Raw genomic sequence first — 24,856 nt, 5'->3', positions numbered from 1 at the left:
CCGGGAGCCGGGTCCGCCGGTTCAGACCGCTGCGGCGGCCTCCGACGTCATGCGATACCCGACACCCCGGACGGTCTCGATGTACCGCGGGGTCGTCGGGCTGTCGCTCAGCTTGCGACGGAGGTTGGTCATGTGCGCCTCGATCGCCCGCTTGTCGGCCTCGCCGACGAAATAGCTCGTGACGTAGGACTCGCCGCGCAGGACGAGCGTCAGGTCGGCCTTCGACCTGACCCGGCGCTTGGAGGCCATCAGCGTCGAGAGCAGATCGAACTCGGTGCGGGTGAGCTCCAGCTCGCGGCCGGCGATGTAGGCGAGCCGCGTGTCGGTGTCGACCTGCAGGTCGCGGTGCGTCAGCCAGTGGTCGCCCGTGGTCGGCACGAGATCGCCGCCGGGCTGGTGCACCACGATGTCGGCGCCGGGCGCCGGTGCCGGTGCCGGTGCCGGGGCGTCGCTCGGGTGGTGCACGATCACCTGCTGCTGCGGCGGCGATGACTGCGGGGGCGCGGGCGGCGGTGCGTACTGCGGCGGGGCGGGCTGCTGCGGGGCGGAGCCCGGGAAGCGGGCGAGGTACTCCTCGTACGACAGAGGTGCGGTCTCGGCGGGGCCGGGAGCCGGGGCGGACGGAGCGGGGCGTGCGCCCGGGAACGACGGGCCGACCGAATCCTGCTGGGGGGTCTGCTGCGCAGCGGCGGCGCGCGGACGCCGCAGCAGCGCGTCGACCCGCGCCCGGAACTCGCGCGGGCGGAACGGCTTGACGATGTACTCGTCGGCGCCGGCGCCGAGTCCGAGCACGACATCCGCCTCTTCGGAGAGCCCGGTGAGCATGATGATGTATGTGTCGCTCTGCGCGCGGATCCGCCGCGCGGCCTCGAAGCCGTCGATGCCGGGCATGTTGACGTCCAGCGTCGTCAGCAACGGCCGGTACGACAGCACGGCTTGGATGCCGTCGATGCCGTTGCCCACCGAGACGGTGGAGAATCCGGCTGCCTCGAGCACCTCGACGAGGAGATGACGGATGTCCGGATCGTCCTCGACGATGACCGCCGTCTTCAACTGCTCGGACATCATGTTCGTCACTCTTCTCCCTCAGGTTCGGGTTATTTTGCCACACGCGAGCGACGCGGCACTCCCGGAGGAACGCCGAAGAGTCAGGGCGCGACGCCGCGCGTGAGCTCGACGGCTCCTTCGGGCCACCAGACGCCAGCGGCGGGCCCGCCGTTGCACGGTCCGTCGCTCTCTCCCGGCGGCTTGATCCACAGGTTCGTGTCGACGACGTCGTCACCGAACGTGCCGCTCGGATCGCCCACGGTGCGCCCGGGCGGATTGCACCATTCGCCGTCACCCGGAGCGCCCGCGCCGTTGCGCGAGGTGTCGACGAGGGCGTGCATGCCGCCCAGGCGGTCGGACAGGGCGTGGGCGTAGGCGAACTCGTCGTAGGTGTCGTTGAAATTCGACACGTTCGTCACGAAGCCGCGCACCCCCGAGACCGCGACCCGCTCGATGAGTCCCGCCATCACCTCGGGGCCGAGCCAGTTCGAGTGCCCGCCGTCGACGTAGACCCAGGTGTCCGGGCCCGTCAGACGACCGAGCGCCCCGCGCAGCTGGTCGACGCGCTCGTCGACGTTTCCGCACTGCGGGGCGAGGGCCAGGCTGTCGGGCTCGACGATCACGACCTTCTTCACGTCCGGAACCGAACGCAGCGCCGTCCCGATCTGCTTCGTCCACGTCTCGTAGTCGGCCTCGTCGAGACCGCCCGCGGAGTGATTGCCGCAGTCGCGGCCGGGCAGGCCGTAGACGACGACCGCCATCGCGGTGCGCGACTCGCGCGCCTCGTCCGCGATGTTCAGCACGCGCTCGCCGACCGCGTCGATGGGATCCTGCTCGGGGGTGAGCCAGTACGCCGTCGGCTGGGCGGCGAGATACTCGGCGGCGGCGACCTCGTCCGCCGATCCGCCCTCGGCTGCGGCGCGCGCGGCTTTCGACTCGGCGGGCGCGACGAAAGCGGTGCCGACGCCCGGGGGCCGTGCGGTGAGCGCCTGCACCCCGCCCATCACGAGCGATACCACCAGGGCGATCCCGGCGACGACGAGCGCCACCGCGGCGACGATGATCGCGATCCATCCCCAGCGCGGCAGCCGGCGGCGCCGGCGAGCGGGCCGAGGCGGAGCGGGCCGTTCGGGCGGCGGCGGTGGTTCGTAATGTCCGCTGAGGACATAGCGACCGGCATCGTTACCGGCGTCGTGATGCGATGCATCGGAGCCGGGTCGCTGTGCCACGCACTGACTCTAACCGCTGCCGGCCGCGAGACCCATCGTGCCGGTCCGCCGCGGCGGATACCCTGGGGCCATGGGCGACGTGATCCTGGGAGTGACCGACGCGGACGGCACGGGTGCGCGGGAGTGGGCGTTCCGGCGCGCCGAGGCGCTGGGAGTGACACTGCGCGAGCTGCTGATCGCGCCCACGCGCGACGATGCCGACCGTGCCGCCGCGGCGACGGCGGATGCCGAGATCCTCGTGCTCCCCGAAGAACACGGTCATGCGTACCGCGCACTTCTCGCACACGCGCACTGCCCGGTCGCGATCGTCCCCGACCGGCTCGACGCTGATGCCGAGGCTCGCGACGTCGCGAGGACGGGTGTGCTCGTCGGCGTCGACGCGTCCGAGGTCTCGGCCCGGGCGCTCGACTTCGCCGCCCGCGAGGCCGTGCGAACGGGTGAGCCGCTCGTCGCCCTCGCCGCCTGGGAACCGGTCTCGGTCGGCACCGAGCCGGGCCTCGATCTGTGGACCGGTCCCATGCCCGTCGACCTCACCGAAGCGACGGCCGGGATGCTGGAGCGCATGCTCGAGCCGGTGCACGCCGAGCACCCGCAGCTCGAGGTGCGCTCGCGCATCGACGTCGGCGACGCCTCCGCGCTCATCGAGGACGCGTCGCGCGGCGCCGTGCTGACCGTCGTCGGCTCGCACGGACGCACCGGGTTGTCGCGCCTGCTGCTCGGATCGGTCAGCGAGCGCGTCGCCGCCCACGTCGGTTCTCCGACCGTCATCGTTCGGTGACCCGCCGCGCACGAGCTCTGCTGATCGGTTACGTCGTCGTCCTCGCGCTCATCGCGTTCTGGCCGACGCCCGTCGATCGCGACGCCGGCCCGATCCTCCGGGCGATCACCTCGGCCGTGCCGTGGCTGACATACGACCGCATCGAGTTCTCGGCCAACATCGCCCTCTTCATCCCGTTCGGATGGTGCGCGGCGCTCGGCTGGCCCCGCTGGCACGCCTACGTCGTCCCCGCCGGCCTTGTCATCTCCGTCGTGATCGAGACGGCGCAAGGTGTGCTGCTCGCGGAGCGGACCGCGAGCGCGTGGGACGTCGTGGCCAACACCCTCGGCACGACGGCGGGCTGGCTCATCGCCCGTCGGTGGGTCGTCGGGCGGGATCAGCCGGCGTCGGGCGACTGAAGACCCTGTGCGCGGCGGCGACGGATCTCGGCCTCGAGCTCGGCGATCTCGATCTCGCGCTCGAGGTCGGCGAGCTGCTGCGCCGTCGACCGGTAGTCGCGGGGCTGCGGGCGGCTGGCCGGGGCAGCGGGCGCCGGCTCGTCGCGGGACCACCGGCGCGGGTCGCCGAAGCTCATCGACTCTCGCGGTGCGGTGTCCCACTCGCGTCCGAGGGTGAACCACAGCACCGATCCGAGGAGCGGCAGGAAGACGATGAAGAGCACCCAGGCGAACTTCGGCAGGTGCTTGACCTGGTCGTCGCGGCGGGTGATGGCGTCGACGAGAGCTGCGACCATCAGGACGAGGACGAGCAGGGGCAGCAGCAGATACACCCCGCCAGGGTGGCGCAGATCCGCGCGTCCGCGCAAGGGAGGGGCATCGGGGGAGCGGGTCAGAACGCGTAGCGGATGCGGCACGACGGCAGCTCGCGCTCGATGAGGGCGCAGAGTGCCGCGACGGCCTCGCCCTTGAGCGGTGAGCGGTACCGCACGTTGATCGCGCCGTTCTGAGAGCGCTTGGTCTCCTGCATGCGCGGGGTCCACAGCAGGTCCTCGCCGCGCGGATGCCAGCCGAGGTTGACCTCGTGCAGGCCCTCATTGTGGGTGAGCATGATGATCTCGCACGCCAGCTGCGCCTTCGCGCGGTCGGAGAGCACGTCGTCCAGTTCCCGCAGCAGGGCCGTCCAGTCGGCCACCCAGGTCGGGGTGAGGATGACGGGCGAGAAGTTCAGGTGCACTTCGTAGCCGGCATCGACGAAGTCGTTGATCGCGGCGATCCGCTCGGAGACCGGCGACGTCCGGATGTCGGTGACCTTCGCCGTGTCGTGCGGCATGAGCGAGAAGCGGATGCGGGTGCGCCCGAGCGGATCCCAGTGGAGCAGGTCGCGGTTGACGTACTTCGTCGCGAACGAGGCCTTGGCCGTCGGCGACATCCGGAACAGCTCGCACAGATCGCGGACGTTCTCGCTGATCATCGCGTCGACCGAGCAGTCGCTGTTCTCGCCGATGTCGTAGACCCACGCCTCGGGGTCGCACTGGTTCGGCTCGGTCTTCGGTCCCTGCCGGGAGATGTGGCGGGCGAGATGGCGGGAGATCTCGTCGATGTTGGCGAAGACCGTGACGGGGTTGCTGTATCCCTTGCGGCGCGGCACGTAGCAGTACGAGCAGGCCATGGCGCAGCCGTTCGCCGTCGACGGCGCGATGAAATCGGCCGAGCGGCCGTTGAGCCGGGTCGCGACCGACTTCTTCACACCGAGCACGAGCGCCTCGGTCTTGATCCGCACCCAGCGGCGCACGTTCGTCTCGTCGCCGTGGATCTCGGGAACGAGCCAGTGCGAGTCGATCGGCACGATCTCGGCATCGGGCCACCGCGCCACGATCTCCTGCCCGCGGGGCAGCGCGAGCGCGGCCTCCTCGGCGTAGATGCGGCTGATCTGCAGCAGCGGGGCCCGATCCCGGGACATCCGGCCGGTCAGCCGGCCTGCTCGAGCTCGATCTCACCGGCGGCGAGGGCGTCGGCGTACGTGCGGACGTCGGGGCCGGGCTCCCAGTCGATGAACTTGTCCTTCATGTGGCTGACGAGCGCGGCGTAGGCCTTGTCGGCGTCGTTCGCGTCGTCGGTCGCGGCGACGGCGGCGACGGCATCCTGCAGGACACGGTCGGCGTCGTCGAGCACCTTCTGGCGGGCTTCGTCGTTCCAGTGGATCTCGCTGATCTTCATAGCGGCACGCTAGCCAGCGGGAACGGATTCGGCGACGGACTTGCGCGAGGCGATCCGACGCCCGATGATCCCCTGTCTCGGGCTGAAGAGGTACACCGCGGCGAACACGACGCCCTGCACGAGCACGACGAGTCCGCCCGACGAGGCGTCCACCCAGTAGCTCAAGTAGATGCCGACGATCGAGGATGCCGCCGAGAGCACCGGGGCGATGACGAGCATGCGGCCGAAGCGGTCGGTGAGCAGGTGCGCCGTGGCTCCGGGGATGATGAGCATCGCGACCACCAGCACGACGCCCACGACCTGGAGCGCGACGACCGCGGTCAGCGCGAGGACGCCCAGCAGGAGGCCCGACAGCAGGCGGGGCGAGAGCCCGATGGCGAAGGTGTGGATCGGGTCGAAGGCGAACAGGGTGAGGTCGCGCCGCTTGATGAACAGGACCGCGAAGGCGACGGCGGCCAGGACGCCGATCTGCACGAGGTCGCCCGCCGAGACCCCGAGGACGTTGCCGAAGAGGATGTGGTTGAGGTCGGTCTGGCTCGGCGTGACCGAGATGAGCACGAGGCCGAGCGCGAACAGCGTCGTGAACACGATGCCGATGGCGGCATCCTCCTTCACCCGGCTCGTGCCCCGGATGATGCCGATGAGGGCGACCGCGACGAAGCCGAACACCAGGGCGCCGATCGCGAACGGGGCGCCCAGGACGTAGGCGAGCACCACGCCGGGGAGCACGGCGTGACTGACGGCGTCGCCCATCAGCGACCAGCCGATGAGGACGAGCCAGCACGACAGCACGGCGCAGACGATCGCGGCGATGGCCGTGGCCGACAGGGCGCGCAGCATGAACTCGTACTGCAGCGGCTCGAGCAGGATGTCGATGACGGTCACGGGCGCTCCTCGGTGGTCAGGCCGAAGGCGCGCGCGAGCAGCTCGGGGCGGAGCGCCTCGTCGACGGCTCCCTGGAAGACGACGCGGCGCAGCAGCAGCACCGCCTCGTCGGCGAGGGATGGGAGGGCGTGGAGGTCGTGGGTGGAGACCAGCACGGTGCGGCCGTCGGCGGCGAGCTCGCGCAGCAGGCGGACGATCGTCGCCTCGGACTTCTTGTCGACGCCCGCGAACGGCTCGTCGAGGAGCAGGATGCCGGCATCCTGAGCGATGCCGCGCGCGACGAACGCGCGCTTGCGCTGTCCGCCCGACAGTCGGCCGATCTGACGGTCGGCGAGTTCGCTCAGCTCGACGCGCTCGAGCGCGGCGTCGACGGCGCGATGGTCGTCGGGGCGCGGGCGCCGGGTGGGGCCCAGGCGTCCGTATCGGCCCATCATCACGACGTCGCGCACCGACACCGGGAAGGTCCAGTCGACGTCCTCGCTCTGCGGCACGTACCCGATGAGGCCGCGCCGGCGAGCGGCGGCGGGAGTCTGCCCGGCGATGCTCACCCGTCCGCTCGCGGGGCGCACGAGGCCCGTGATCGATTTGAACAGCGTCGACTTTCCCGAGCCGTTCATACCGATCAGTGCGGTGACCCGTCCGGGCGTGACGGTGAGATCGACGTCGTCGAGCGCCACGATGTCGCGGTAGCGCACCGAGACCCCCGAGACCTCGATCCCGGGGGATGCGCCGCTCGCGGTGCTCACGAGGCGCTCCCGGTCAGCGCCGCCGTGATCGTCTCGGCGTCGTGGCGGATGAGGTCGAGGTAGGTCGGCACGGGTCCGTCCTGCTCGGAGAGCGAGTCGACGTAGAGCGTGCCGCCGAAGACGGCATCCGTCGCCTCGACCACCTGCTGCATCGGGCGGTCCGACACGGTCGATTCGCAGAAGACGGCGGGCACGTCGTTGTCCTGGACGAACTCGATCGTCTGCCGGATCTGCTGGGGCGTCGCCTGCTGCTCGGCGTTGACGGGCCAGATGTAGGCCTCGGTGAGTCCGGCGTCGCGGGCGAGGTACGAAAAGGCGCCCTCGCATGTGACGAGCGCCCGCTGTTCGGCAGGAACCGTCGCGAGGTCGGCGACGAGATCGTCGTGGATCCGCTGCAGCTCGTCGTTGTATGCCGCGCCGTTCGCGGCGTAGGCGTCGGCGCCCGCGGGATCGAGTTCGCTGAACGCCGCGACGATGTTGTCGACGTACAGCTGCGCGTTCAGGGGGCTCATCCAGGCGTGAGGGTTGGGCTTGCCGGCATAGGCGTCGCCGGTGATGTCGATCGTCTCGACGCCGTCGGAGACCACGGCGTGCGGTGCGTCGGCGGTCTCCACGAACCGTGCGAACCATGACTCGAGGCCCAGCCCGTTGTCGAGGATCAGATCCGCGTCGGATGCCGCCGCGATGTCGCGCGGGGTGGGCTCGTAGCCGTGGATCTCGGCTCCGGCCTTCGTGATCGACCGCACGTCGAGCCGGTCGCCCGCGACGTTGCGCGCGATGTCGGCGAGCACCGTGAAGGTCGTCAGCACGACGGGCCGGCCCTCGGACGGCTCGCCCGAGACGTCGGCGTTCGAGCCCGTCGCGCAGCCCGCGAGCAGTGCGGTCGCCGCGCCGAGGGCGACCAGGGCGGAGAGGCGACGACGTCGATTTTTCGGCATACCGAAAAATTACCCGCTGGCCTCCCGGGCGTGCAATTCCGCGTCGACGACATCGGCCCAGGGTTGACGCGTCGAGCGCACGGTGTTACCGGTCTCGGCCGCCTGCTGCGAGAGCTGCGCCAGGTAGTGATCCTGGCTCGCCTCGGCCAGCGAATACACCGGTGCGCTGCCGTCGATGGCGTGGGGCATGCCGTCGAGCATGCGCGCGATCGCGATCTCGTCGTCGTTGAGGCGGGCGGGCAGGAAGGGGTTGCGGAAGAGCCATTCGTCGCCGAGGAGGATGCCGCGCAGGAACATCCCCTCGAGGTTGCCGCCCTCGCCGGTCATGACCCGTCGCAGAGAGTCGAAGACAGGCTCGTCGAACCGGCGGAGGCGGCGCACCTCGCCGTTCTCGATCTCGCCGCGCTCGCCGCGGATCAACAGGCGGTTGCCGCGGATCCACGAGAAGTACTGCTCGCTCGCGAAGTCGTACACGCCCAGGCGGTCGTCGAAGGCGAACCGTGCCGTGGTCTGCGTCGCCGTGACGACGCGCTCGGCGGTCGGGTCGCCGGCGCGGTCGGGGCCGGCCACGAGCGGGGAGCGGAAGACGGATGCCGAGATCTCGACCTCGTCGGCGCCGATCCCGAGGGCCCGCCGCATGACGCTGACGCCGTGGTAGTCGTGGCACTGCGCGACGAGTGCGTACGACGGGATGCCCAGCCGGCCGGAACGGGCGACCGCGAGCTGCGCCGACAGCAGCGGTGAGAGGTGGTACTGCTCGGCGACCTGGACGGTCGGCATCCCCGGGCGGGCCAGGTGCTCCCACAGGGCGACGAGGTCGTCGATCCCCGCCGCGGGCGGGGTCTCGGTCAGGACCGGGATGCCGCGGCCGGCGAGGTCGACGATGATCCCGGGCGCCACGTCGCGCGGCACCGACACGACGACGAGGTCGGGGGTGCCGTCGGCGAGGAGCGTGTCGAGGTCGGGGTAGCCGCGGACGCCCCAGCGCGTCTCGGTCTCGGCCGCCGTCGCCGCGCTGCGGGTGACGAGACCGGTGACGCGGAACCGCTTGGGCAGGGCGGCGGCGACGCGCAGGAAGAAGTCGCTGCGCCAGCCGCTGCCGACGATGGCGAAGGTGAGGGTCATCGGCACAGTCTGCATGGGCCAGCGTGTGAGACGGTAGGGACATGGTGGAGGGGCGCGCTCGCGGCGGTGAAGATGATATGGAGCCGGCCGACATCGACGTCGAGACGGTCGCGTTCGACGGGGTGCGCACGCGGGTCACGCGGGTGCAGACCGCCTCGTCGGCGGACGCGGAGCGGGTCTTCGTGCTGATCGCGGGGATCGGGGTCGCCGCGACGTACTTCGACCTGCTCGCTCCCTTGCTCGCGCAGAACGCGCGGGTCTTCGCGCTCGACCTCCCCGGCTTCGCGGGCCAGCGTGCGCCGCGTGACGAGCCGTCGGTATCGTTCTTCGCCGACCAGGTGGAGGCGGTGCTCGACCGGTTCGAGCTCGAGGACCCGGTGCTGCTCGGGCACTCCTTCGGCACGCAGATCGTGACGGAGGTGCTCGCGCGGCGCCCCGCCATCCGTCAGGCCGTTCTCATCGGGCCGGTCGTGAACGACCGCGAGCGCTCGGTGGTGCTGCAGGGGATCCGGTTCGCGCAGTCGTCGCTGTTCGAGCCGTTCCGTCTCGTGCTGCTGGCGGTCAGCGCCTACCTGCTCTGCGGTTTCGCATACTTCATGCGGGTGCTGCCGCACATGATGCGGTATCCGCTGCGCGACCGCCTGGCGGACGTCTCTGCGCAGGTGCTGCTGATCCGCGGCGCGCGCGACTTCTCGTCGCCGCGGTACTTCCACTCGGAGCTCCTGTCCGTCGCGCACGACGCGTGGCGGTGGGAGATCCACGGTGCCGCGCACTCGGTCATCAACGGCAACGCGATCGGCGTAGCCAAGCTCATGGACGCCTTCGTCGCGGGCGACCTGCCGCGCCGCGGTCAGATGTCGCAGGAGGAGGCACGCGTGCCCCGCCCGGCGTACGGCGGGATCGCCCTGATGTGGCGGGCGGCCCGCTATCGCGTGCAGGAATGGTTCAGCGCGCGGGAGGGCGACGAGGTCGGCGTCGAGCACGCGAAGGAGTCGCACGCCGCCGTCATGTGGCGCGCGTTCACCGGCGGACGGCGCTGAGCCGTCACTCCCGCGTCGTCACTCCCATACCGCGGTGTCGGGGTCGATGCCGCGGGCGCGGGCGCTCTCGTCGATGCTGCGGCGCAGCCACGAGGCGAGGCCGGGGCTGAGACGGTCGTAGTGCGCGGCGAATGCGGCATCCGCCTCGTACATCCGACCCAGGCACACCTGCATCGACCGGCTGACCGGAAAGTACTCGCTGATCGCTGCGCGGTGGCGCTCGACGAGCGCATCGGCTTCGGCAGCGCCGGGCTCGATGCCGGCGCCCGCCGCCGCGGCGAGGTCGCCCTCGAGCGCGGTCATCGCCGCGGTGACCGCGCGCCACTGGTCGGGGCTGCGGGTGGCGGCGCGCTCGACGTACTGCTGCCACTGCGGGGAATCACCGTACCGGCGCCGGGCGAGCGCGGGCCAGTCGGGGTTCCAGTCGGGGCCGAAGATCGACAGCTGCTCCTCGGCCGTGAGCAGGACGCCGCGCTCGTGCGCCTCGATCATCCGGTCGAGACCCGCGCGGAGGTCTTCGAGCCGGGCGAGCGATCGTGACACCTCGTCGCGCTGCGCCCGCAGGGCGGCGGAGGTGTCGCGATCGGGTTCGTCGAGAATCGAGCGGATCTGGTCGAGCCCCAGTCCGACCTCCCGGTACACGACGATGCGCTGCAGACGCGCGATGTCGTCGGCGGTGTACAGCCGGTATCCCGCGTCGGTGCGCAGCGAGGGCGAGGCGAGGCCGATCTCGTCCCAGTGGTGCAGGGTGCGCACCGTGACCCTGAGATCGGATGCCGCGCGCCCGACCGTCACCCCGTCCGTGCTGATGTCGCTCATGGGTGCTCCTGCGAGGGTGTGATGCCGATGGCGGCGAGGGAGCGTGCCGCTGCGCTGTCGGGCTCGTAGGGCTTCGCCGCCGTGACGACGATACGCGCGTTCTCCGGGGTGAGGATCTCGACCTCGCGGCTGTTCCATGGGGTGTCGCGCGGATCGCCCACCGCCCCCGGGGCCAGGGCGCGGCAGTCCGCGGCGATGCCGTCGAGCTCGGTGAGGATGCAGGCGTAGCTGTAGGTCAGCGCGGGTGGTTCGGACGCGGGCAGCGTAGCCGGGTCGGCGGCGACGAGGAGGACATCCTGGAAGGCCCAGCGGCGGAGGTGCACGAGCGTTCCCGGGATCGTGAAGAGCTCGAAGAACCCCAGGCCCGCGGTCCAGAACTGCGTCGAGGTCGACAGGTCATGCGTGGGGATGGTCACGAACGCCGGCATCCCGTAGATGCCGCGGTAGGGCTCGGGGGCGACGGCATCCGGTCCGGGCGGGGGAACGGGGCTGATCTCGAAAGCGTCGTAATACGGGGTGTGCTGGTCGGTCATGCGACCACTCTCTGCCCTCACGTCGCGTGAGGGTCAAGCGGGCGTGACCCTCTCAGCGGTACATGCCGCGGGGGAGCAGCATGACGGCCGCGATCGCGAGGACGATCATCGCGACGCCGCCGACGATCACGCCGAGCATCGGGTTGAGGGTGAGCAGCCCCACGACGAATCCGAGGGCGATGCCGACGAGAGCGCCGGTGGCGGTGTGGGCTAGTGCTTCGACGTCCATGCTCTCGACGGTACGGACCTCAGCGCCGGCGCGCGTCCCCCGTACGGGTGATTTCGACTCGTCCTGCGGGACCATGCTCTCTGCTGTCGCGCAGCTCCTGGCCGCCGAGGACTCCGGGCAGGCCCCGGCCGGCGCGGGTCGTGAACGCGAGGATCGTGGCCGTCACGAGGAAGGCGAAGGTGAGGAAGCCCCAGGGGCCCGGGAGCTGGTCCAACAGGGCATATCCGCCGATGCCGCCGATGAGCCGGGTCAGCCGCGTCACGCCGGCGGGGGCCGGTCCTCCCGCGTAGCGGAGGCGCACGGTCAGGTCGCCGATCGTGCGCCCCGACACCAGGACGCATCCCGCCACGATGATCAGGGCGGCGACGGAGCCGACCTGACCGGCGAGGTCGGTCTCGACGGCGACGTCGCGGTTGCCGGTGACGACGAGGGCGGCCTGGATGCCGACGCTGACGAAGATGCCGACGAGCGCGTAGGCGAGCAGGTCGCACACCATCGCGAGGATGCGGCGGCCCCGGGTCACGGGCCGCGGGGCGTCGGGCTCATCCGAGACCGGCCGGCGCGGCACGAGGAGGGCGAGGATGGAGCCGATGACCGCGCCGACGGTGTTGGTGAGCAGATCGTCGACGTCGAAGACGCGGTAGGCGCACGGGTAGACGCCCCAGACACCGGTGAGCTGAGTGAACTCGACGATGAGGGAGATCCCGAGGCCGGCGGCGAGTGCGACGAGGATGCCGCGGCGGGCGAGCACGCGGACGAAGAAGCCGAGCGGCAGGAAGAGCAGGACATTGAGCGCGAGCTGCAGGAAGGCGAAGTCGGTGAGGAACGCCCGGGTGCTGCCGCCCGCGCGCTGCCCGGCACCTCGGATGTCGTCGACCAGCTCCAGGGGGTTGAGGTTGACCCCCGCGCAGCGCATGCCGGCGGGATCGGGGAGAGGCAGGAGGGTGTACGTCCAGATGGCGAAGAAGTACACGAGGGCCGCGCTCCACAGCACGAGCTGCCCCGCGGTGAGGTGGCCCGCGCGCCGGTACTGGATCGCGACGAAGGGAACGAACAGCACGATCCCGACGACCGCGCCGATGCCGATCGCCACGGCACCGAGGAAGACGTTGTCACCCATTCCGACAACTCTTCCAGATGAGAGGCTGTTTCCGTGACCCGCATGGTGTTACCGGTAACATGTCGAGCGCCGGTCCCGAAGGCGGATCCGGCATCCCGAGAGGCGGAGGAGTCCGATGGAACACGAAGCGGTGGCGCGGGTTCGGGCCGAGGTGGCGTCGTTGCACGCGGAGCTGGTGCGTTACGGGCTGGTCGTGTGGACCGGCGGCAACGTGTCGGGTCGGGTGCGCCTGGGCGCAGAGCCCGCCGACGACCTCATGGTCATCAAGCCGTCGGGGGTGTCGTATGACGAGTTGGCTCCGGAGAACATGATCGTGTGCGATCTGGACGGCAATGTGGTGCCGGGGACGCCGGGCAGTGATCGGTCGCCGTCGAGTGACACGGCCGCTCATGCGTATGTGTATCGGAACATGCCCGAGGTGGGTGGTGTGGTGCACACGCATTCGACGTATGCGGTGGCGTGGGCGGCGCGGGGTGAGGAGATCCCGTGTGTGATCACGGCGATGGCCGATGAGTTCGGGGGTCCGATTCCGGTGGGGCCGTTCGCGATCATCGGTGATGACTCGATCGGTCGGGGGATCGTGCAGACGCTTCGGCGGCATCGTTCTCGGGCGGTGCTGATGCAGAACCATGGGCCGTTCACGATCGGGTCGAGTGCGAAGGATGCGGTCAAGGCTGCGGTGATGGTGGAGGACGTGGCTCGCACGGTCCACATCGCCCGGCAGGCGGGGGAGCTGCTCCCGATCCCGCAGGACGCGATCGATGCGTTGTACGACCGGTATCAGAACGTTTACGGACAGACCACCGACGACCGCCGGTAGCCCCGCACCGGGGCGGCTTCGCATTCCGGATATCGTCAGTGGTGACGACGTCGGAGGGGAGACGCCATGACCGCAGTGGACATCGCGCTGCATGCGGTCGCCGCCGTTCTGCTCGTCTGCATCGTCGTGGGACTCTGGCGTGCGGTGCGCGGGCCGAGCCCCGAGGACCGGTTGACGGCCTTCGTGCTTCTGGGCACGAGCGGCGCCGCGCTCTTCGTCGTCCTCGCCTCGGCGCTGGGCGTCGCGGCTCTTCGTGATGTCGCGGTCACGGTGGTCGCCCTCGCAACGGTCGTCGTGGTCGTCTACACCCGGCGGGCAGAGCGGTGACCGCAGCGAACGTCGGGGTGCTGGACGTCCTTGTGATCGGCCTGCTGTTGGTCGGATGCCTGTTCGTTGTCGTCGGCACGCTGGGGCTGCTTCGTTTTCCGGATCTTCCGACCCGCCTCCACGCTGTCGCCAAGGCCGACAACCTCGGCCTCGGGTTCATCGTCATCGCCCTCATCGTCGATGCGATCGCCCGCGGCGGCGACGGGCTCGGCATCGTCGGGGTCGCGGCGAAGCTGCTGCTGATCTGGATGCTCGCGCTCCTCGGCACCGCAGGCAACTCCCACCTGCTGGCCGGCAGTGAGCGCCGGAAGCGGCGCAGCGACGCGGACGGCGGCTCATGAACGTCGACCTCCTGGATCTGCTCGCTGTCGGGGCGGTCGTCGTCGTCGCCTCGGTGGCGGTGCTCGTGCGGGGCCGGGCCGCCGCGACGACAGCCTTCCTCGTGTTCGGCATCCTGCTGGCGGTGCTGTGGGGTCGCATCGATGCGCCCGATGTCGCGCTCGCGGAGGCGGCGCTGGGCGGCGGTATCGCCGGGGCGTTGCTGGTCGACGCGCTCGAACGCCGGGCGCCGCCGCGACCGAGCGCCGAAGAGCGGGGTCGGGCGGTGACGATCGGGGTCGCCGTCGCAGGGGGTGCGGCTGGTCTGGTCGGTCTGCTGCTGGCCGTACGCAGCGTGAGCGTTGAACCCGCCGACCTGGGCCGGGAGGCGGTCGCGGCGACGGACGCGGCGGGCGTCTCGCACCCCGTCACGGCGGTGCTGCTGAGTTATCGCAGCCTCGACACGCTTCTCGAGATCGCCGTGCTCGTCGTCGCCGCGGTGGCCGCGGGCGCGGTCGGCGGCGAGCGGCTGCGGGCCGTGAGGCCGGCTGATCCGGTGCGGCGGGCTCTTGCCGTCGTGATCGTGCCGGTCGTCCTCGTGCTCGCGATCTGGGTGCTGGTGGCCGGCAGCATTCAGCCCGGCGGGGCGTTCCAGTCGGGCGCGCTCATCGCCGCGGCTCTCGTGATCGCGCGGCTGTGCGGCATCCGAGCCGCCGCCGTCTCCCGCCCCGTCGCGACGGCGATCGTGAGCACGAGCCTGCTCGCATTCGTCGCCCTCGCCGTCATCGGCCTCGTCGTGACGGGCGCCTGGCTCGGGCTCGACACCGCGTGGGCGGGTGGGGCGATCCTCGCGATCGAAGCGGTGCTCGCCGCCGGGATCGGCGTCGCGCTCAGCGAGATCTTCTTCGCCGCCGGCGCGGTCGATGACAGCGCGAGTCCCGCCGGCGCGGTGGATGAGGAGCGCGCATGAACGCGACGTTGCTCTTCCTCGGCGCGGGCGTCGTGGTGTTCGTCATCGGCACCACGGCGCACCTCGTGGTGCGCGACCTCATCCGCCGCATCGTCGCGCTGAACGTCGCCTCGGGCGGAGTGATGCTCGTGCTGCTGGCTCTCGCCGACCGCGGCGCAGCGGGCGCTGACGGCGGCGCGCCCGATCCCGTGCCGCAGGCGCTCGTCCTGACGGGGATCGTCGTCATGGCCGCGATCACAGGCCTCGCTCTCGCGCTCGCTCGCCGGGTCGAGGACACCACCGACGAGAACGAGCAGGGAGACGGATGATCCCGCTGCTGCTGTTCGTGCCGGTGGCCGCCGCTGTGGTCGCCGCGCTCGTTCCCGCTCGGTTCCGCGCTGCCGTGGGAGTCGTGGCCGTCGTCGCGAGCGGTTCCGTCGTGATGGCGCTGTGGCCGGCTGTCGTGGACACCGGCGTTGTGCGTACCGAGCTCGCGGGATGGATCCCCCCACTGGGCATCGCGCTGCAGGCGGATGGAGCGTCGGTCGCGATGCTCGCCCTCGCCCATGTCGTGTTCCTCGCCGCCTTCGTCATGGGCTCGGCAGAGCCACGTCTCATCGGCGCCGACAGCTTCTGGCCGCTGGCGCTCTTCGCGATGGCCGCGATCTCGGGTGTGTTCGTGGCCGCGGACCTGTTCACGATCTACGTCCTGCTCGAGCTGCTGACCCTGGCCGCGGTCGCGCTCGTCGCCCTGGGAGGGGCGCGGGCGCGTGCGGCGGCACTGCGGTATCTGTTCGTGGCGGTGACCGGTTCGCTGTTCTACCTCCTGGCGGTCGCGCTCGTCTACGGGCAGGCGGGGACGCTCGACCTCGCTCTGGCGGCGGGTCGCGTCGACGACGGTCCCGTCACGGCGGCCGTGCTCGCCCTGGCGCTTGTCGGCATGGGGGCGAAGATGGCGCTGTTCCCGCTGCATTCGTGGCTTCCGGTCGCGCATCCGGCTGCCCCCGCCGCGGTGAGCGCGCTGCTGTCGGCGCTCGTGATCAAGGCGTCGCTGTTCGTGCTGTGGCGCATGTTCGCCGCGATCGGTCCGGAGACCGCCCTCGGGCCCGTGCTGGCGAACACCGCTGCCGCGGCCGGAGCCGCCGGCATCCTGTGGGGCGGGTTCATGGCGCTGCGTCGCGATCGGCTGAAGACCGTCATCGCCTATTCGACGGTCGCGCAGGTCGGGTACCTCGTGCTGATGCTGCCGCTCATGCTCGATGGCGGCGCGCACGGAGACGACGCGGGCGCGGCCGGCTGGAGCGGCGGAGTCGTGCTCGCGGTCGCGCACGGGCTCGCGAAGGCGGCGATGTTCCTCGCGGCCGGCACGCTCGTGGTCGCGTACGGCAGCGACCGCCTCGGCGGGCTGAGGGGCGCGCTCGCCCGGATGCCGCTCGCGGCCGCCACGATCGGGATCGCGGGGGTCGGCCTGGCGGGCCTGCCGCCCACCCTCGGGTTCGTGGGCAAGTGGCAGCTGCTGGAGTCCTCGCTCGCGGTCGGCGCCTGGTGGTGGGTCGCGGTGCTGCTCGCGGGCGGACTGCTGACCTTCGCGTACGTCGCGAAGATGCTCCGAGCGATGTTCGCCCCGCCGGGCGATGACCCGCCGCCCCCGAACGGCGTGCCGAGGCGCACGCTCTCGATCGTGCCGTTCGTCCTGGCCGCGGCATCCGTCGTCATCGGCGTCTTCCCGGGGCCTCTCGTGGCCATCATCGAGGGGGCGGCGCCATGATCCCGGGTTCCATCGTCTCGCCCAGCCTCATCCCGGTCGTGCTGCTGCTGACCTCGCTGGTGCCGGCGCTCGTCATCTTCGGCCTGAAGGAGGAGCAGCGGCGGCTGCGCACGGCGCTCAACCTCGCCGGCGCGATCGCGAAGGCGGCGATCGTGGTCGTGCTCATCCCCATCGTCGTGTCGGGGGAGAAGCTCCGTTCCTCGTTCGAGTGGATCCCCGGGCTGGAGATCGTCTTCGTCACCGACACGTTCTCACTGTTCTTCGTCGCGCTCTCGTCGGGACTCTGGCTCGTCACGACCGTCTACGCGATCGGCTACCTCGAAGGCGCCCCGAATCGCAGCCGGTTCTTCGGGTTCTTCAGCCTGTGCGTGACGGCGACGACCGGCATCGCCCTCGCGCAGAACCTCTTCACCTTCCTGATCTTCTTCGAGCTGCTGACCCTCGTGACCTATCCGCTCGTCGCCCACCGCGGCACGCCCGAGGCGATGCGCGGAGCGCGCACCTACCTCGGCTACACGCTCGTGGGCGGGGTCGTGCTGCTGCTCGGCGTCGCGTGGCTGACCCTCGAGGTGGGTCCGGTCGAGTTCGTGTCCGGGGGCGTCCCCGCCGTCGCGGCGCTCGCCGCGCGCGACCCCGCGACGGCGACCGCGATCGGCGCACTGCTGCTCACGGGGGTCGGGGTCAAGGCCGCGCTGTTCCCTCTGCACGGCTGGCTGCCGGTCGCGATGGTCGCCCCGGCGCCCGTCAGCGCCCTCCTGCATGCGGTGGCGGTGGTCAAGGCCGGCGCCTTCGGCATCATCCGGGTCGTCGAGGACACGTTCGGCTTCCAGCTGTTCGCCGATCTCGGCCTGCTCGCGGTGCTCGCCGTCGTCGCCTCGATCACGATCGTCTACGGCTCGCTCCGTGCGCTCACCCAGGACGACCTGAAGAAGCGCCTCGCCTACTCGACCGTGTCTCAGGTGGCCTACATCGCGCTCGGGGCCGCGCTGCTGGCCCCGATGGCCACCGCCGGCGCGATCGTGCACATGGTCAATCAGGGGTTCATGAAGATCACCCTCTTCTTCTGCGCCGGGCTGTTCGCCGAGGAGCTGAAGATCCACAGGATCAGCGAGCTCTCCGGAGTCGGACGGCGGATGCCGCTGACGGCGACGGCCTTCACGATCGCGGCGCTCGGGATGATCGGGCTGCCCCCCTTCGCCGGGTTCATCTCGAAGTGGGCGCTGGGGGTGGGCGCCCTCGATGCCGGCGAGCCCTGGGTCATCGCGGTGCTGCTGACGAGCACGATCCTCAACGCCGGGTACTTCCTGCCGGTGATCATCGCGATGTGGACGGAGCCTGCGGCCACCGCCGCGTCGGCGGAGCGGGCGCCCCGGCTGACCCAGCCGGGCGACCACGCGCGGCGCCTCGAAGCGCCCGCCGCGCTGCTCGTTCCCACCCTCATCACAGCCGCGGCCGTCGTCGGACTCGGCGTCGCCGCGGGCTGGGAGTTCTCGCCATGGTCGCTGGCACGGTTCATCGCGGACGGAGCGTGGCTGTGATCTTCCTCCCCGCACTGTCGTCGCCGCTGCTCGTCGCGGTGCTCATCGCCGTGCTGAGCGGTGTCGGCGGTACGCGGGCGCGCCGGACGCGGGAGGCGATCACCCGCTTCTCCTGGCTCGCCGTGCTGCCCGCCGGTATGGCGGCGGTCTTCGACGCCGGCGACCGCCATGAGATCCCGTGGATGCTGCTCGGCACTTCCATCCGGCTCGACGCCGTCGCACGGCCCCTGGTGCTGATGGCGGTCGTTCTCTACGGCATGGCCCTGTCGTTCGTGGTCCGGTCGAAAGCCGAGCGTCCGCATGTGCTGACGGCATTCCTGCTGCTGTGCTTCACCGGCAACATCGCGGTGTTCCTCGCTGACGACCTCGTGACGTTCTACCTCGCCTTCGCCGCGATGAGCTTCCTCGGGTACGCGATCGTCGTGCACGACCGGACGCCGAGCGCGCGGCGTGCCGGCGCCATCTATCTGGTGCTGACGGTGTTCGGGGAGTGCGCCGTGCTCGCGGCGCTGCTGCTGCTGGCCGCGGATGGCGTCACGACGGTCGGGGAGGCTCCGGCGGCCGTCTCCGCCTCGCCCGCGCAGGGGACGATCATCCTGCTGCTGCTGATCGGCTTCGGAGTGAAGGCGGGCACCGTCCCGCTGCACGTCTGGCTGCCGCTCGCGCATCCGGCAGCCCCGAGTCCCGCGAGCGCGGTGCTGTCGGGAGCGATGCTGAAGGCCGGCATCGTCGGGTGGCTGCGCTTCCTGCCGCTCGGCGAGGGAACCGGCGAGCCGACGTGGGGCGCGGTGTTCCTCGTGCTCGGCCTCGTGGGCGGGCTGCTGGCGGTGCCCGCCGGCGTGCTGCAGCGCAATCCCAAGGTCATCCTCGCCTACAGCAGCATCAGCCAGATGGGCTTCCTCACGTCCGTCATCGGTGCGGCCCTCGTCGCCCCCGCGCTCGCGCCGGCCTGCATCGCCGCCGTTGTGGTCTACAGCGTCTCGCACGGGCTCGTGAAGGGGGCTCTGTTCCTGGGAGTGCAGGCGTGGGACAGCGAACGGCTGCCGCGCTGGAGCGTCACGGCGGCGCTCGCCGTCGCGTCCCTCGCGCTCGTGGGCGCACCGTTCACGAGCGGGTTCATCGCGAAGTACGTCGCGAAGGAGGCCGTCGGCGAGGTGCCGGTGCCGTGGCTGCCCGCGCTCGGCGTCGCCGATGTGCTGCCGTGGTTCGGCGTGGGGTCGACGCTGCTGCTGGCTCGGTTCGCCGTCACGCTGGCGCGGCGCGAGCGCACGCCGAAGCCCACGGCGCGCATGCGCGGCATCGCGTGGGTCGCCCTGTCGGTGCTCGCGGTGGTGCCGGTCGCGGCGCTCGCGTCAGCATGGGCGCCGCCGCTGAGCGTGCCAGGCTGGCTCGATCCGTCGGCCATCTGGGCGCAGACGTGGCCGCTGCTGCTCGGACTCGCCGGCGCCGCGATCGCCCTCGGGGTCACGCGGCGCGCACCGGAGCGCTCACCCACCGTGCCCCCCGGTGACATCGTGGTGGTCGAGGAGCGCGCGGCGCGGATCGTTCTGCGCGGTCTCACCGTCGCGTCGAACGGCCTGGGACAGGTGCGGGGTGCCGTCGTCGCCCGGATCGCCGCCGGTCCGAGCGCGGGACCGGGTCTCGACCGCGCGCAGCGGGCGATCGGCAGTTGGTCCGGTTCGGGTGCGGTGATCGCCCTCGCCTTGGGCGGTGCCGTGCTCGTCGCGGTTCTGGCGGCGGTGATGGTGCCATGACGGCCGGACGGGTGGGAACGGTGATCGTCTCCGTGCTGTGCCGGATCGTCGTGATCGCTGCCGTCTGGATCGCGGCGACCGAGGCGTCGCTGGCGGCGCTCGGTTACGGCGTGGTCGCCGTCCCTGCGGTCACTGCGACCACGTATGCCCTGACGGGAATACCGAGGCGCCGGGCCGGGCTGACCCGCTCGGTGCGAGGAGCGCTCGGGGTTGTCGAGCTGGCCGCATGGCTGATCGGTCGCTCGATCATCGGCGGGATCGATGTCGCGCGGCGGGCGATCTGGTTGCCAGGACCCGACATCGATCCGGAGTGGGTCGCGCATACGACGATGCTCGAGACGTCGGCGGGCCGCGCGGCGCTGGCGCTCGTGGCGAATCTCATGCCGGGCAGTCTCACCGCCAGCATCGACGGACGGCTGATCGCGGTGCACACGATCAGCCCCTCGGTGGATGTCGCGGGGGCGCTCGCCTCTCTGGAGCGGCGCATCGCCCGCATCGAGGCGGCCTGGTCAGTCGGAGGCGGCGCCTGAGGACTCATCGGCGATGTCGGCGAGGCGCTCGCGGGTCTCGCGCTCTGCGATGATGCCGATGAAGTCCGTCACGCGTGCGTCGGCGTGGCTCTCGACCGATGCGGCCGCCTCGCGGCGGATGAGATCGTCGTCGACATCCGGCATCCGCTTCTTGACGCGCTCGGCGACCTCCTCCGCCACCTCGTGAGCGTCGAAGTCTTTCGCAGGCTTGTCCATGCCCATATCATCCGCCGCCCGTCGCGCGCGGGGAACCGGTCGACGCGACGCCCGGACCGTGCGATCATGGCGAGCTAGGCTGGATGAACGTGAGCGATCAGACGAGTTCCGAATGGCCCTGGTCAGAGGGCGGCATCAACTTCCACACGCGCAAGTGGGTGCGACCGGAAGACCTCAACGCCAACGGCACGCTCTTCGGTGGAAGCCTTCTCCGCTGGATCGACGAAGAAGCGGCGATCTACGCGATCATCCAGCTCGGCAACTATCGAGTGGTGACCAAGCTGATCTCGGAGATCAACTTCGAGTCGTCGGCCCTGCAGGGCGACCTCATCGAGATGGGACTGACGGCGACGCACTTCGGGCGCACCTCGCTGACGATGCGGGCCGTCGTGCGCAACATGATCACGCGCAAGCGGATCCTCTCGATCGAGCGGCTCGTGTTCGTGAGCGTCGACGAGGAGGGGCAGCCGATCCCGCACGGCTACTCCGCCATCACGTACGACCGAGACCGGATGCCGCGCGAGCACCCGAAGACCGACTCGGTGCGCCTGCCCTGAGGTGCGCGATCCGCGTGATTCCGGGCTGGCCAGATGGTCGAGCCGCGCCCGGGCCGTGTCGGGGCCGTGTCGGCTTGGTGCGTCGAGCCCGGTGATGGTGCACTGAGCGACGTGAATGAAACGCATGAAGCCGGATCGCCCGAGGTCGGAACACACAAAGGCGACGTGGGGCGCTTCCTCGCCGGCGCCCGGCGGGCGGCCGGGCTGACGCAGAAGGAGCTCGCCGCGCGCGTCTTCGTGACCGAGTCGGCGGTGTCGAAGTGGGAGCGCGGGCTGTCGTACCCCGACCTCGCGACGCTCGGCCCGCTGGCACGAGCGCTGGGAGTGACCGAGGGCGAGCTCGTCAGCGCGAGCGCAGACGACCGCGGACGTCTCGACGCGCACCAGGCCCGCGTGCATCGCCGGTGGCGGGCAGCCGTGCTCTGGACGACGATCGGTGCGTACGCCGTCGCGCTGGTCGCGACCTTCGTGACGAACCTCGCGGTCGAGCACACGCTGTCGTGGTTCTGGATCGTCGCGGCGGCGGTCGCCCTGGCCTTCTCGCTCACCACGCTGCCCCTGCTCGTGACCGGGCGGCGCGGCTGGACGACTCTCGCGGCGGCGCTCGGCTCGCTCGGCCTGCTGCTCGCCTCGATCGAGGCGCTGACCTCGGCGGGGTTCCTCGGCGTCACCGGCGCTGCGATCCTGTTCGCGGTCGTCGTGATCTGGGGCCCGCTCGCGCTGCGATCGTTCGGGTCGCCGGGGTTGCGTCGACACGCCGCCGTGATCGCGGTGCTCGCGGATGCTGCGGCAGTGACGGCGTTCCTCGCGGTGGTCCTGTGGGCGGCCGGCGACGCCGATGCGTTCGGCGGCATCGTGCTTCCGCTGGTGGGATTCGGCGCGGCCATCGCCTTGCTCGTCGTCGGGGTGCTCCGGTATCTGCCGTTGCGCGGACTGCTCCGAGGAGCGAGCGCCTGCGTCATCGGCGCGGCATTGGCCGTGTCAGCCGGGCCGGTCGTCGATGTCGTGCTGGACCACGCACCGTTCGAGCTCGCCCCCGTCGATCTCGCGACCTGGTCCGCGGTCACGCTGAACGGCAACATCACCGCCGTGATCGCGTTCGCCTTCCTCGCGACTGCTCTTCTTCTTGTCGGGGTGTCCGTCGTGTCCGCGCATCGCGCGCGTCCGGAATCCGATGCGGTGGCGGTGTGATCGACCATAGGCTACGAGGGTGTCGCCGCTTCCTCTCGTCTCCGCGCTCGGATGCGCGGTGCGGATCGACGCCGATGACCGCGCGGACGGCGACATCGAGGCGATCGTCCGGGCATGGCGCGACGCCCAGGCGACTCCGGACGATCCCCTGCCAGCGGCTCACCGCAGCGTTGCGCTGACGCGGGGCGAGCTGCGGCGCGAGCTCGCCGCGCTGTCGCAGGCCGTGACGCTGGCCGCGATCGAGGCGAGGCGTGGTGAGCTATGGATGCTGCACGCCGGTGGTCTGGCCGACGACGAGGGAAACGTCGTGGCGGTCGTCGGGCCGTCGGGGCGGGGCAAGACGACCGCGACGCGCGCGCTCGCCGCCCACTACGGCTACGTGACCGACGAAACGGTCGGGATCACGGACGACGGGACGGTGCTGCCCTACCGCAAGCCGCTGTCGATCATCGAGGATCCGGCAGGGGACAAGGCCCAGCGTTCAGCATCCGAGCTCGGGCTGCGCCCCCTGGCGGCACGACCGTTGCGCTTGAGCGCGATCGTCCTGCTCCACCGGGTACCGGGCGGGCCCGAGGTTCCGGTGCTGGAATCGTGTGCGCTGGGCGACGTGCTTCCCGAGCTCGTCGAGCAGACCAGCTATCTCGCGGACCTGCCTGCGCCGCTTCATCGGATCGCTGCGCACGTCGCCGCCATCGGCGGGGTGCATCGCGTGACCTACAGTGAGGCCGAGACCCTCGCCGCGGCCCTGGCGCCTCTGTTCCGGCCCGGCGACGTCGTGGCGACGCTGCCCGTCGCGGACGCGAAGCCGCTCACGGCGGAGGTCGAGACCGACCTGGACCCGGCAACAGGGACGACCTGGTGGCGCGGTGCCCATCTCGACGCGATCGCGCTCGGCTCGCCGACGGACGGTGCGGGTGAGCGACTCGCCCTGTTGCAGCCGGAGCCCGCGGGCGGAGCGACGCTCCACATCATCGACGGCATCGGCCCGGCCCTCTGGCGGGCGGCCGACGGACGTTCGGCCCGAGCACTCGCCGAGGCGGTGGTCGCGGCCCACGGGGCGCCGCCGAGAGGCGACGCCGAGGCTGTCGTGGGCGCCGCGCTGGACGCGCTCGGTGCCGCGGACGTCGTGGTGCGCGAGCCGTCCTGGCGGACCCGGGCGGATGCCGCCTGGACGTCGAGCGACGACGGATTCGTCGCGCTGTCGCTCGCGCGCGGCGGATCTCCCGAGCCGGTCGCATTGCGCGACACGGCAGCGATCATCTGGTCGGCACTGACGACCGCGCGCGGTGCGACCGCGGAGTCGCTGGTGCGGGTGATCGCGGAACGCGGCGACGTCGACGGCACCGAGATCGATCGCGACGTACGCGCGTTCCTGCGGTCGCTCGCCGAGCGCGGGCTCGCGGAGCCGTATCTGCCCTGACGGGGCTCCGGCACACCCGCGCGGCGTCCGACTCCGACACTTCGCGACACCGATCGTGACCTGAGCGACGGATGCCGGCGCAGCCATCGACGACGTTCGTGGGCGGCGAAAAAGTACGGGAAAACCTCTCATTCCGACCTGAGGAGATCCCGTGACCGACGTCACCCCCGCCCGCCGCGAGTCCGACGGCATCGACCGTCGCACGATCATCAAGGGCGCCGCGTGGGCCGTCCCGGTGATGGCCGTTGCGGTCGCAGCACCCCTGGCTGCGGCATCCGTCAACAACTCCGGCCTGGCGGTGACGAACACCCAGACGGGCCTGCTCTCGCTGAACCTGTTGGACGGCGGGGGCACGCTGACCGCGACCGCGCTGACGACGGTGCCGACGGAGTTCACCATTACCAACGGCGCGGGTGCGATCAACCAGACCGCGACGGTGACGGTCACCGTCGGACGTCCCGCCGGTATCAACCTGCCCGTCGGACGCGCGCGCGGTTTCGGCGTCTACAGCCTCAACGGCGTGCCGTCGACAGCCGGGCAGCGGACGGCGGTGTACCAGAGCGCCGCGATCGTCGGCCAGTACGGCTTCCCGCTGACGACCTTCACGACGACTCTCCCCGTGAACATTCCCTCCAACGGAACGCAGACAGTGCCGTTCGTGCTCGGTCTCGCGGGCAACTCGACCGGTGTCTCCATCTCGGCTCTCGCGACTTTCCCGGTCACGATCGTCGTCGATTTCGGCAACGGCCTGACCCGCACAGCCACCTCGAGCGTCACCGTCCCGGTGGGTGCGGGGATTCTCTAAGTAGTCATGACCGTAGCG

30 protein-coding genes are annotated in these 24,856 nt (G+C 71.1%); 16 read left to right on the top strand and 14 right to left on the bottom strand.

The genetic code is table 11. The features are described 5' to 3' along the window. Positions 1 to 21: 21 nt before the first annotated feature. Complete coding sequence (locus C3481_RS13855) at positions 22 to 1,068, bottom strand: response regulator transcription factor (RefSeq protein WP_181021945.1); 1,047 nt, start codon at positions 1,066 to 1,068, stop codon at positions 22 to 24. 80 nt (positions 1,069 to 1,148) lie between these two features. Next, positions 1,149 to 2,276, bottom strand: coding sequence for a glycoside hydrolase family 6 protein (locus C3481_RS13850; RefSeq protein ID WP_258039132.1), 1,128 nt, complete (start codon positions 2,274 to 2,276; stop codon positions 1,149 to 1,151). A 70-nt stretch (positions 2,277 to 2,346) separates the two neighbouring features. Here C3481_RS13850 and C3481_RS13845 point away from each other — a divergent pair, with 70 nt between their 5' ends. Further along, on the top strand, positions 2,347 to 3,054 hold the full coding sequence (locus C3481_RS13845) for a universal stress protein (RefSeq protein ID WP_023954093.1): 708 nt from the start codon (positions 2,347 to 2,349) through the stop codon (positions 3,052 to 3,054). Next, positions 3,051 to 3,452, top strand: a complete 402-nt coding sequence (locus C3481_RS16580; protein WP_181021944.1) for a VanZ family protein — start codon at positions 3,051 to 3,053, stop codon at positions 3,450 to 3,452. Before C3481_RS13845 ends, C3481_RS16580 begins: the two co-directional genes overlap by 4 nt. Here C3481_RS16580 and C3481_RS13835 read toward each other — a convergent pair. From C3481_RS13835 to C3481_RS13805, 7 genes are read right to left on the bottom strand one after another with little or no spacing between them, the layout of a single operon-like run. Continuing rightward, positions 3,431 to 3,823 carry a PLD nuclease N-terminal domain-containing protein gene (locus C3481_RS13835; protein WP_308457287.1) on the bottom strand — a complete coding sequence of 131 codons (393 nt, stop codon included), beginning with the start codon at positions 3,821 to 3,823 and terminating at the stop codon, positions 3,431 to 3,433. The two genes, C3481_RS16580 and C3481_RS13835, sit on opposite strands and share 22 nt — an antisense overlap. A 59-nt stretch (positions 3,824 to 3,882) precedes the next feature. Continuing rightward, positions 3,883 to 4,953, bottom strand: coding sequence for a spore photoproduct lyase family protein (locus C3481_RS13830; protein ID WP_103842918.1), 1,071 nt, complete (start codon positions 4,951 to 4,953; stop codon positions 3,883 to 3,885). Between the two features lie 8 nt (positions 4,954 to 4,961). Continuing rightward, complete coding sequence (locus C3481_RS13825; protein ID WP_023954097.1) at positions 4,962 to 5,210, bottom strand: hypothetical protein; 249 nt, start codon at positions 5,208 to 5,210, stop codon at positions 4,962 to 4,964. Positions 5,211 to 5,219: 9 nt separating this feature from the next. After that, on the bottom strand, positions 5,220 to 6,086 hold the full coding sequence (locus C3481_RS13820; RefSeq protein ID WP_071919502.1) for a metal ABC transporter permease: 867 nt from the start codon (positions 6,084 to 6,086) through the stop codon (positions 5,220 to 5,222). A 5-nt stretch (positions 6,087 to 6,091) separates the two neighbouring features. Beyond that, entirely contained in the window at positions 6,092 to 6,841 is a 750-nt protein-coding gene (locus C3481_RS13815) for a metal ABC transporter ATP-binding protein (RefSeq protein ID WP_023954099.1), read from the bottom strand. Next, positions 6,838 to 7,779 carry a metal ABC transporter substrate-binding protein gene (locus C3481_RS13810; protein WP_103842916.1) on the bottom strand — a complete coding sequence of 314 codons (942 nt, stop codon included), beginning with the start codon at positions 7,777 to 7,779 and terminating at the stop codon, positions 6,838 to 6,840. Before C3481_RS13810 ends, C3481_RS13815 begins: the two co-directional genes overlap by 4 nt. A 9-nt stretch (positions 7,780 to 7,788) precedes the next feature. Further along, the gene (locus C3481_RS13805) at positions 7,789 to 8,904 is read right to left on the bottom strand and encodes a Gfo/Idh/MocA family protein (RefSeq protein ID WP_258039131.1); all 1,116 of its coding nucleotides are present in this window, start codon (positions 8,902 to 8,904) and stop codon (positions 7,789 to 7,791) included. A gap of 77 nt (positions 8,905 to 8,981) precedes the next feature. Here C3481_RS13805 and C3481_RS13800 point away from each other — a divergent pair, with 77 nt between their 5' ends. Then, the gene (locus tag C3481_RS13800) at positions 8,982 to 9,944 is read left to right on the top strand and encodes an alpha/beta fold hydrolase (protein ID WP_023954105.1); all 963 of its coding nucleotides are present in this window, start codon (positions 8,982 to 8,984) and stop codon (positions 9,942 to 9,944) included. 18 nt (positions 9,945 to 9,962) lie between these two features. Here C3481_RS13800 and C3481_RS13795 read toward each other — a convergent pair whose 3' ends face one another. From C3481_RS13795 to C3481_RS13785, 4 genes are read right to left on the bottom strand one after another with little or no spacing between them, the layout of a single operon-like run. Then, the gene (locus C3481_RS13795; protein ID WP_103842912.1) at positions 9,963 to 10,763 is read right to left on the bottom strand and encodes a MerR family transcriptional regulator; all 801 of its coding nucleotides are present in this window, start codon (positions 10,761 to 10,763) and stop codon (positions 9,963 to 9,965) included. Beyond that, positions 10,760 to 11,296, bottom strand: coding sequence for a VOC family protein (locus tag C3481_RS13790; RefSeq protein WP_023954109.1), 537 nt, complete (start codon positions 11,294 to 11,296; stop codon positions 10,760 to 10,762). Before C3481_RS13790 ends, C3481_RS13795 begins: the two co-directional genes overlap by 4 nt. Before the next feature lie 52 nt (positions 11,297 to 11,348). After that, positions 11,349 to 11,525 (bottom strand): hypothetical protein, encoded by a 177-nt coding sequence (locus C3481_RS16575; protein WP_157096452.1) that lies wholly within the window; start codon positions 11,523 to 11,525, stop codon positions 11,349 to 11,351. Positions 11,526 to 11,544: 19 nt separating this feature from the next. Then, entirely contained in the window at positions 11,545 to 12,645 is a 1,101-nt protein-coding gene (locus C3481_RS13785) for a VanZ family protein (RefSeq protein ID WP_023954113.1), read from the bottom strand. A gap of 115 nt (positions 12,646 to 12,760) precedes the next feature. Here C3481_RS13785 and C3481_RS13780 point away from each other — a divergent pair, with 115 nt between their 5' ends. From C3481_RS13780 to C3481_RS13740, 9 genes are all read left to right on the top strand, one after another. Next, entirely contained in the window at positions 12,761 to 13,465 is a 705-nt protein-coding gene (locus C3481_RS13780; RefSeq protein WP_103842910.1) for an L-ribulose-5-phosphate 4-epimerase, read from the top strand. A gap of 66 nt (positions 13,466 to 13,531) precedes the next feature. Continuing rightward, positions 13,532 to 13,792 carry a multisubunit Na+/H+ antiporter MrpF subunit gene (locus tag C3481_RS13775; RefSeq protein ID WP_023954117.1) on the top strand — a complete coding sequence of 87 codons (261 nt, stop codon included), beginning with the start codon at positions 13,532 to 13,534 and terminating at the stop codon, positions 13,790 to 13,792. Beyond that, entirely contained in the window at positions 13,789 to 14,133 is a 345-nt protein-coding gene (locus C3481_RS13770; RefSeq protein WP_258039130.1) for a monovalent cation/H(+) antiporter subunit G, read from the top strand. The genes C3481_RS13775 and C3481_RS13770 overlap by 4 nt, the downstream gene beginning before the upstream one ends. Further along, positions 14,130 to 15,080: a hydrogenase subunit MbhD domain-containing protein gene (locus C3481_RS13765; protein WP_103842908.1), complete on the top strand. Its 951-nt coding sequence runs from the start codon at positions 14,130 to 14,132 to the stop codon at positions 15,078 to 15,080. Before C3481_RS13770 ends, C3481_RS13765 begins: the two co-directional genes overlap by 4 nt. Continuing rightward, positions 15,077 to 15,388, top strand: coding sequence for an NADH-quinone oxidoreductase subunit K (locus C3481_RS13760; RefSeq protein WP_023954123.1), 312 nt, complete (start codon positions 15,077 to 15,079; stop codon positions 15,386 to 15,388). Before C3481_RS13765 ends, C3481_RS13760 begins: the two co-directional genes overlap by 4 nt. Continuing rightward, positions 15,385 to 16,827, top strand: coding sequence for a complex I subunit 5 family protein (locus C3481_RS13755; protein ID WP_103842906.1), 1,443 nt, complete (start codon positions 15,385 to 15,387; stop codon positions 16,825 to 16,827). The genes C3481_RS13760 and C3481_RS13755 overlap by 4 nt, the downstream gene beginning before the upstream one ends. Then, entirely contained in the window at positions 16,824 to 18,365 is a 1,542-nt protein-coding gene (locus tag C3481_RS13750) for a complex I subunit 5 family protein (protein ID WP_103842904.1), read from the top strand. The genes C3481_RS13755 and C3481_RS13750 overlap by 4 nt, the downstream gene beginning before the upstream one ends. Next, the gene (locus tag C3481_RS13745; protein WP_146053661.1) at positions 18,356 to 20,119 is read left to right on the top strand and encodes a complex I subunit 5 family protein; all 1,764 of its coding nucleotides are present in this window, start codon (positions 18,356 to 18,358) and stop codon (positions 20,117 to 20,119) included. Before C3481_RS13750 ends, C3481_RS13745 begins: the two co-directional genes overlap by 10 nt. Next, complete coding sequence (locus C3481_RS13740) at positions 20,116 to 20,649, top strand: Na+/H+ antiporter subunit E (protein ID WP_103842900.1); 534 nt, start codon at positions 20,116 to 20,118, stop codon at positions 20,647 to 20,649. The genes C3481_RS13745 and C3481_RS13740 overlap by 4 nt, the downstream gene beginning before the upstream one ends. Here the strand turns inward: C3481_RS13740 and C3481_RS13735 are convergent. Next, on the bottom strand, positions 20,629 to 20,865 hold the full coding sequence (locus C3481_RS13735) for a three-helix bundle dimerization domain-containing protein (protein ID WP_036304776.1): 237 nt from the start codon (positions 20,863 to 20,865) through the stop codon (positions 20,629 to 20,631). The genes C3481_RS13740 and C3481_RS13735 overlap by 21 nt on opposite strands. Positions 20,866 to 20,948: 83 nt before the next feature. Here C3481_RS13735 and C3481_RS13730 point away from each other — a divergent pair, with 83 nt between their 5' ends. From C3481_RS13730 to C3481_RS13715, 4 genes are all read left to right on the top strand, one after another. Next, positions 20,949 to 21,422: an acyl-CoA thioesterase gene (locus C3481_RS13730; RefSeq protein WP_023954135.1), complete on the top strand. Its 474-nt coding sequence runs from the start codon at positions 20,949 to 20,951 to the stop codon at positions 21,420 to 21,422. Between the two features lie 165 nt (positions 21,423 to 21,587). After that, the gene (locus C3481_RS13725; protein ID WP_219817671.1) at positions 21,588 to 22,613 is read left to right on the top strand and encodes a helix-turn-helix domain-containing protein; all 1,026 of its coding nucleotides are present in this window, start codon (positions 21,588 to 21,590) and stop codon (positions 22,611 to 22,613) included. A 19-nt stretch (positions 22,614 to 22,632) separates the two neighbouring features. Continuing rightward, positions 22,633 to 24,033, top strand: a complete 1,401-nt coding sequence (locus tag C3481_RS13720) for a PqqD family peptide modification chaperone (RefSeq protein ID WP_103842896.1) — start codon at positions 22,633 to 22,635, stop codon at positions 24,031 to 24,033. 151 nt (positions 24,034 to 24,184) lie between these two features. Continuing rightward, positions 24,185 to 24,838 carry a hypothetical protein gene (locus C3481_RS13715; RefSeq protein ID WP_064955446.1) on the top strand — a complete coding sequence of 218 codons (654 nt, stop codon included), beginning with the start codon at positions 24,185 to 24,187 and terminating at the stop codon, positions 24,836 to 24,838. The last annotated feature ends 18 nt before the right edge of the window (positions 24,839 to 24,856 follow it).

This window comes from Microbacterium sp. Ru50, assembly GCF_002920555.1.
Taxonomy (GTDB): Bacteria; Actinomycetota; Actinomycetes; order Actinomycetales; family Microbacteriaceae; genus Microbacterium; species Microbacterium arborescens.
The sequence above is the reverse complement of the archived record's forward strand: the minus strand, read 5'-3'. Positions and strand labels throughout refer to the sequence as shown.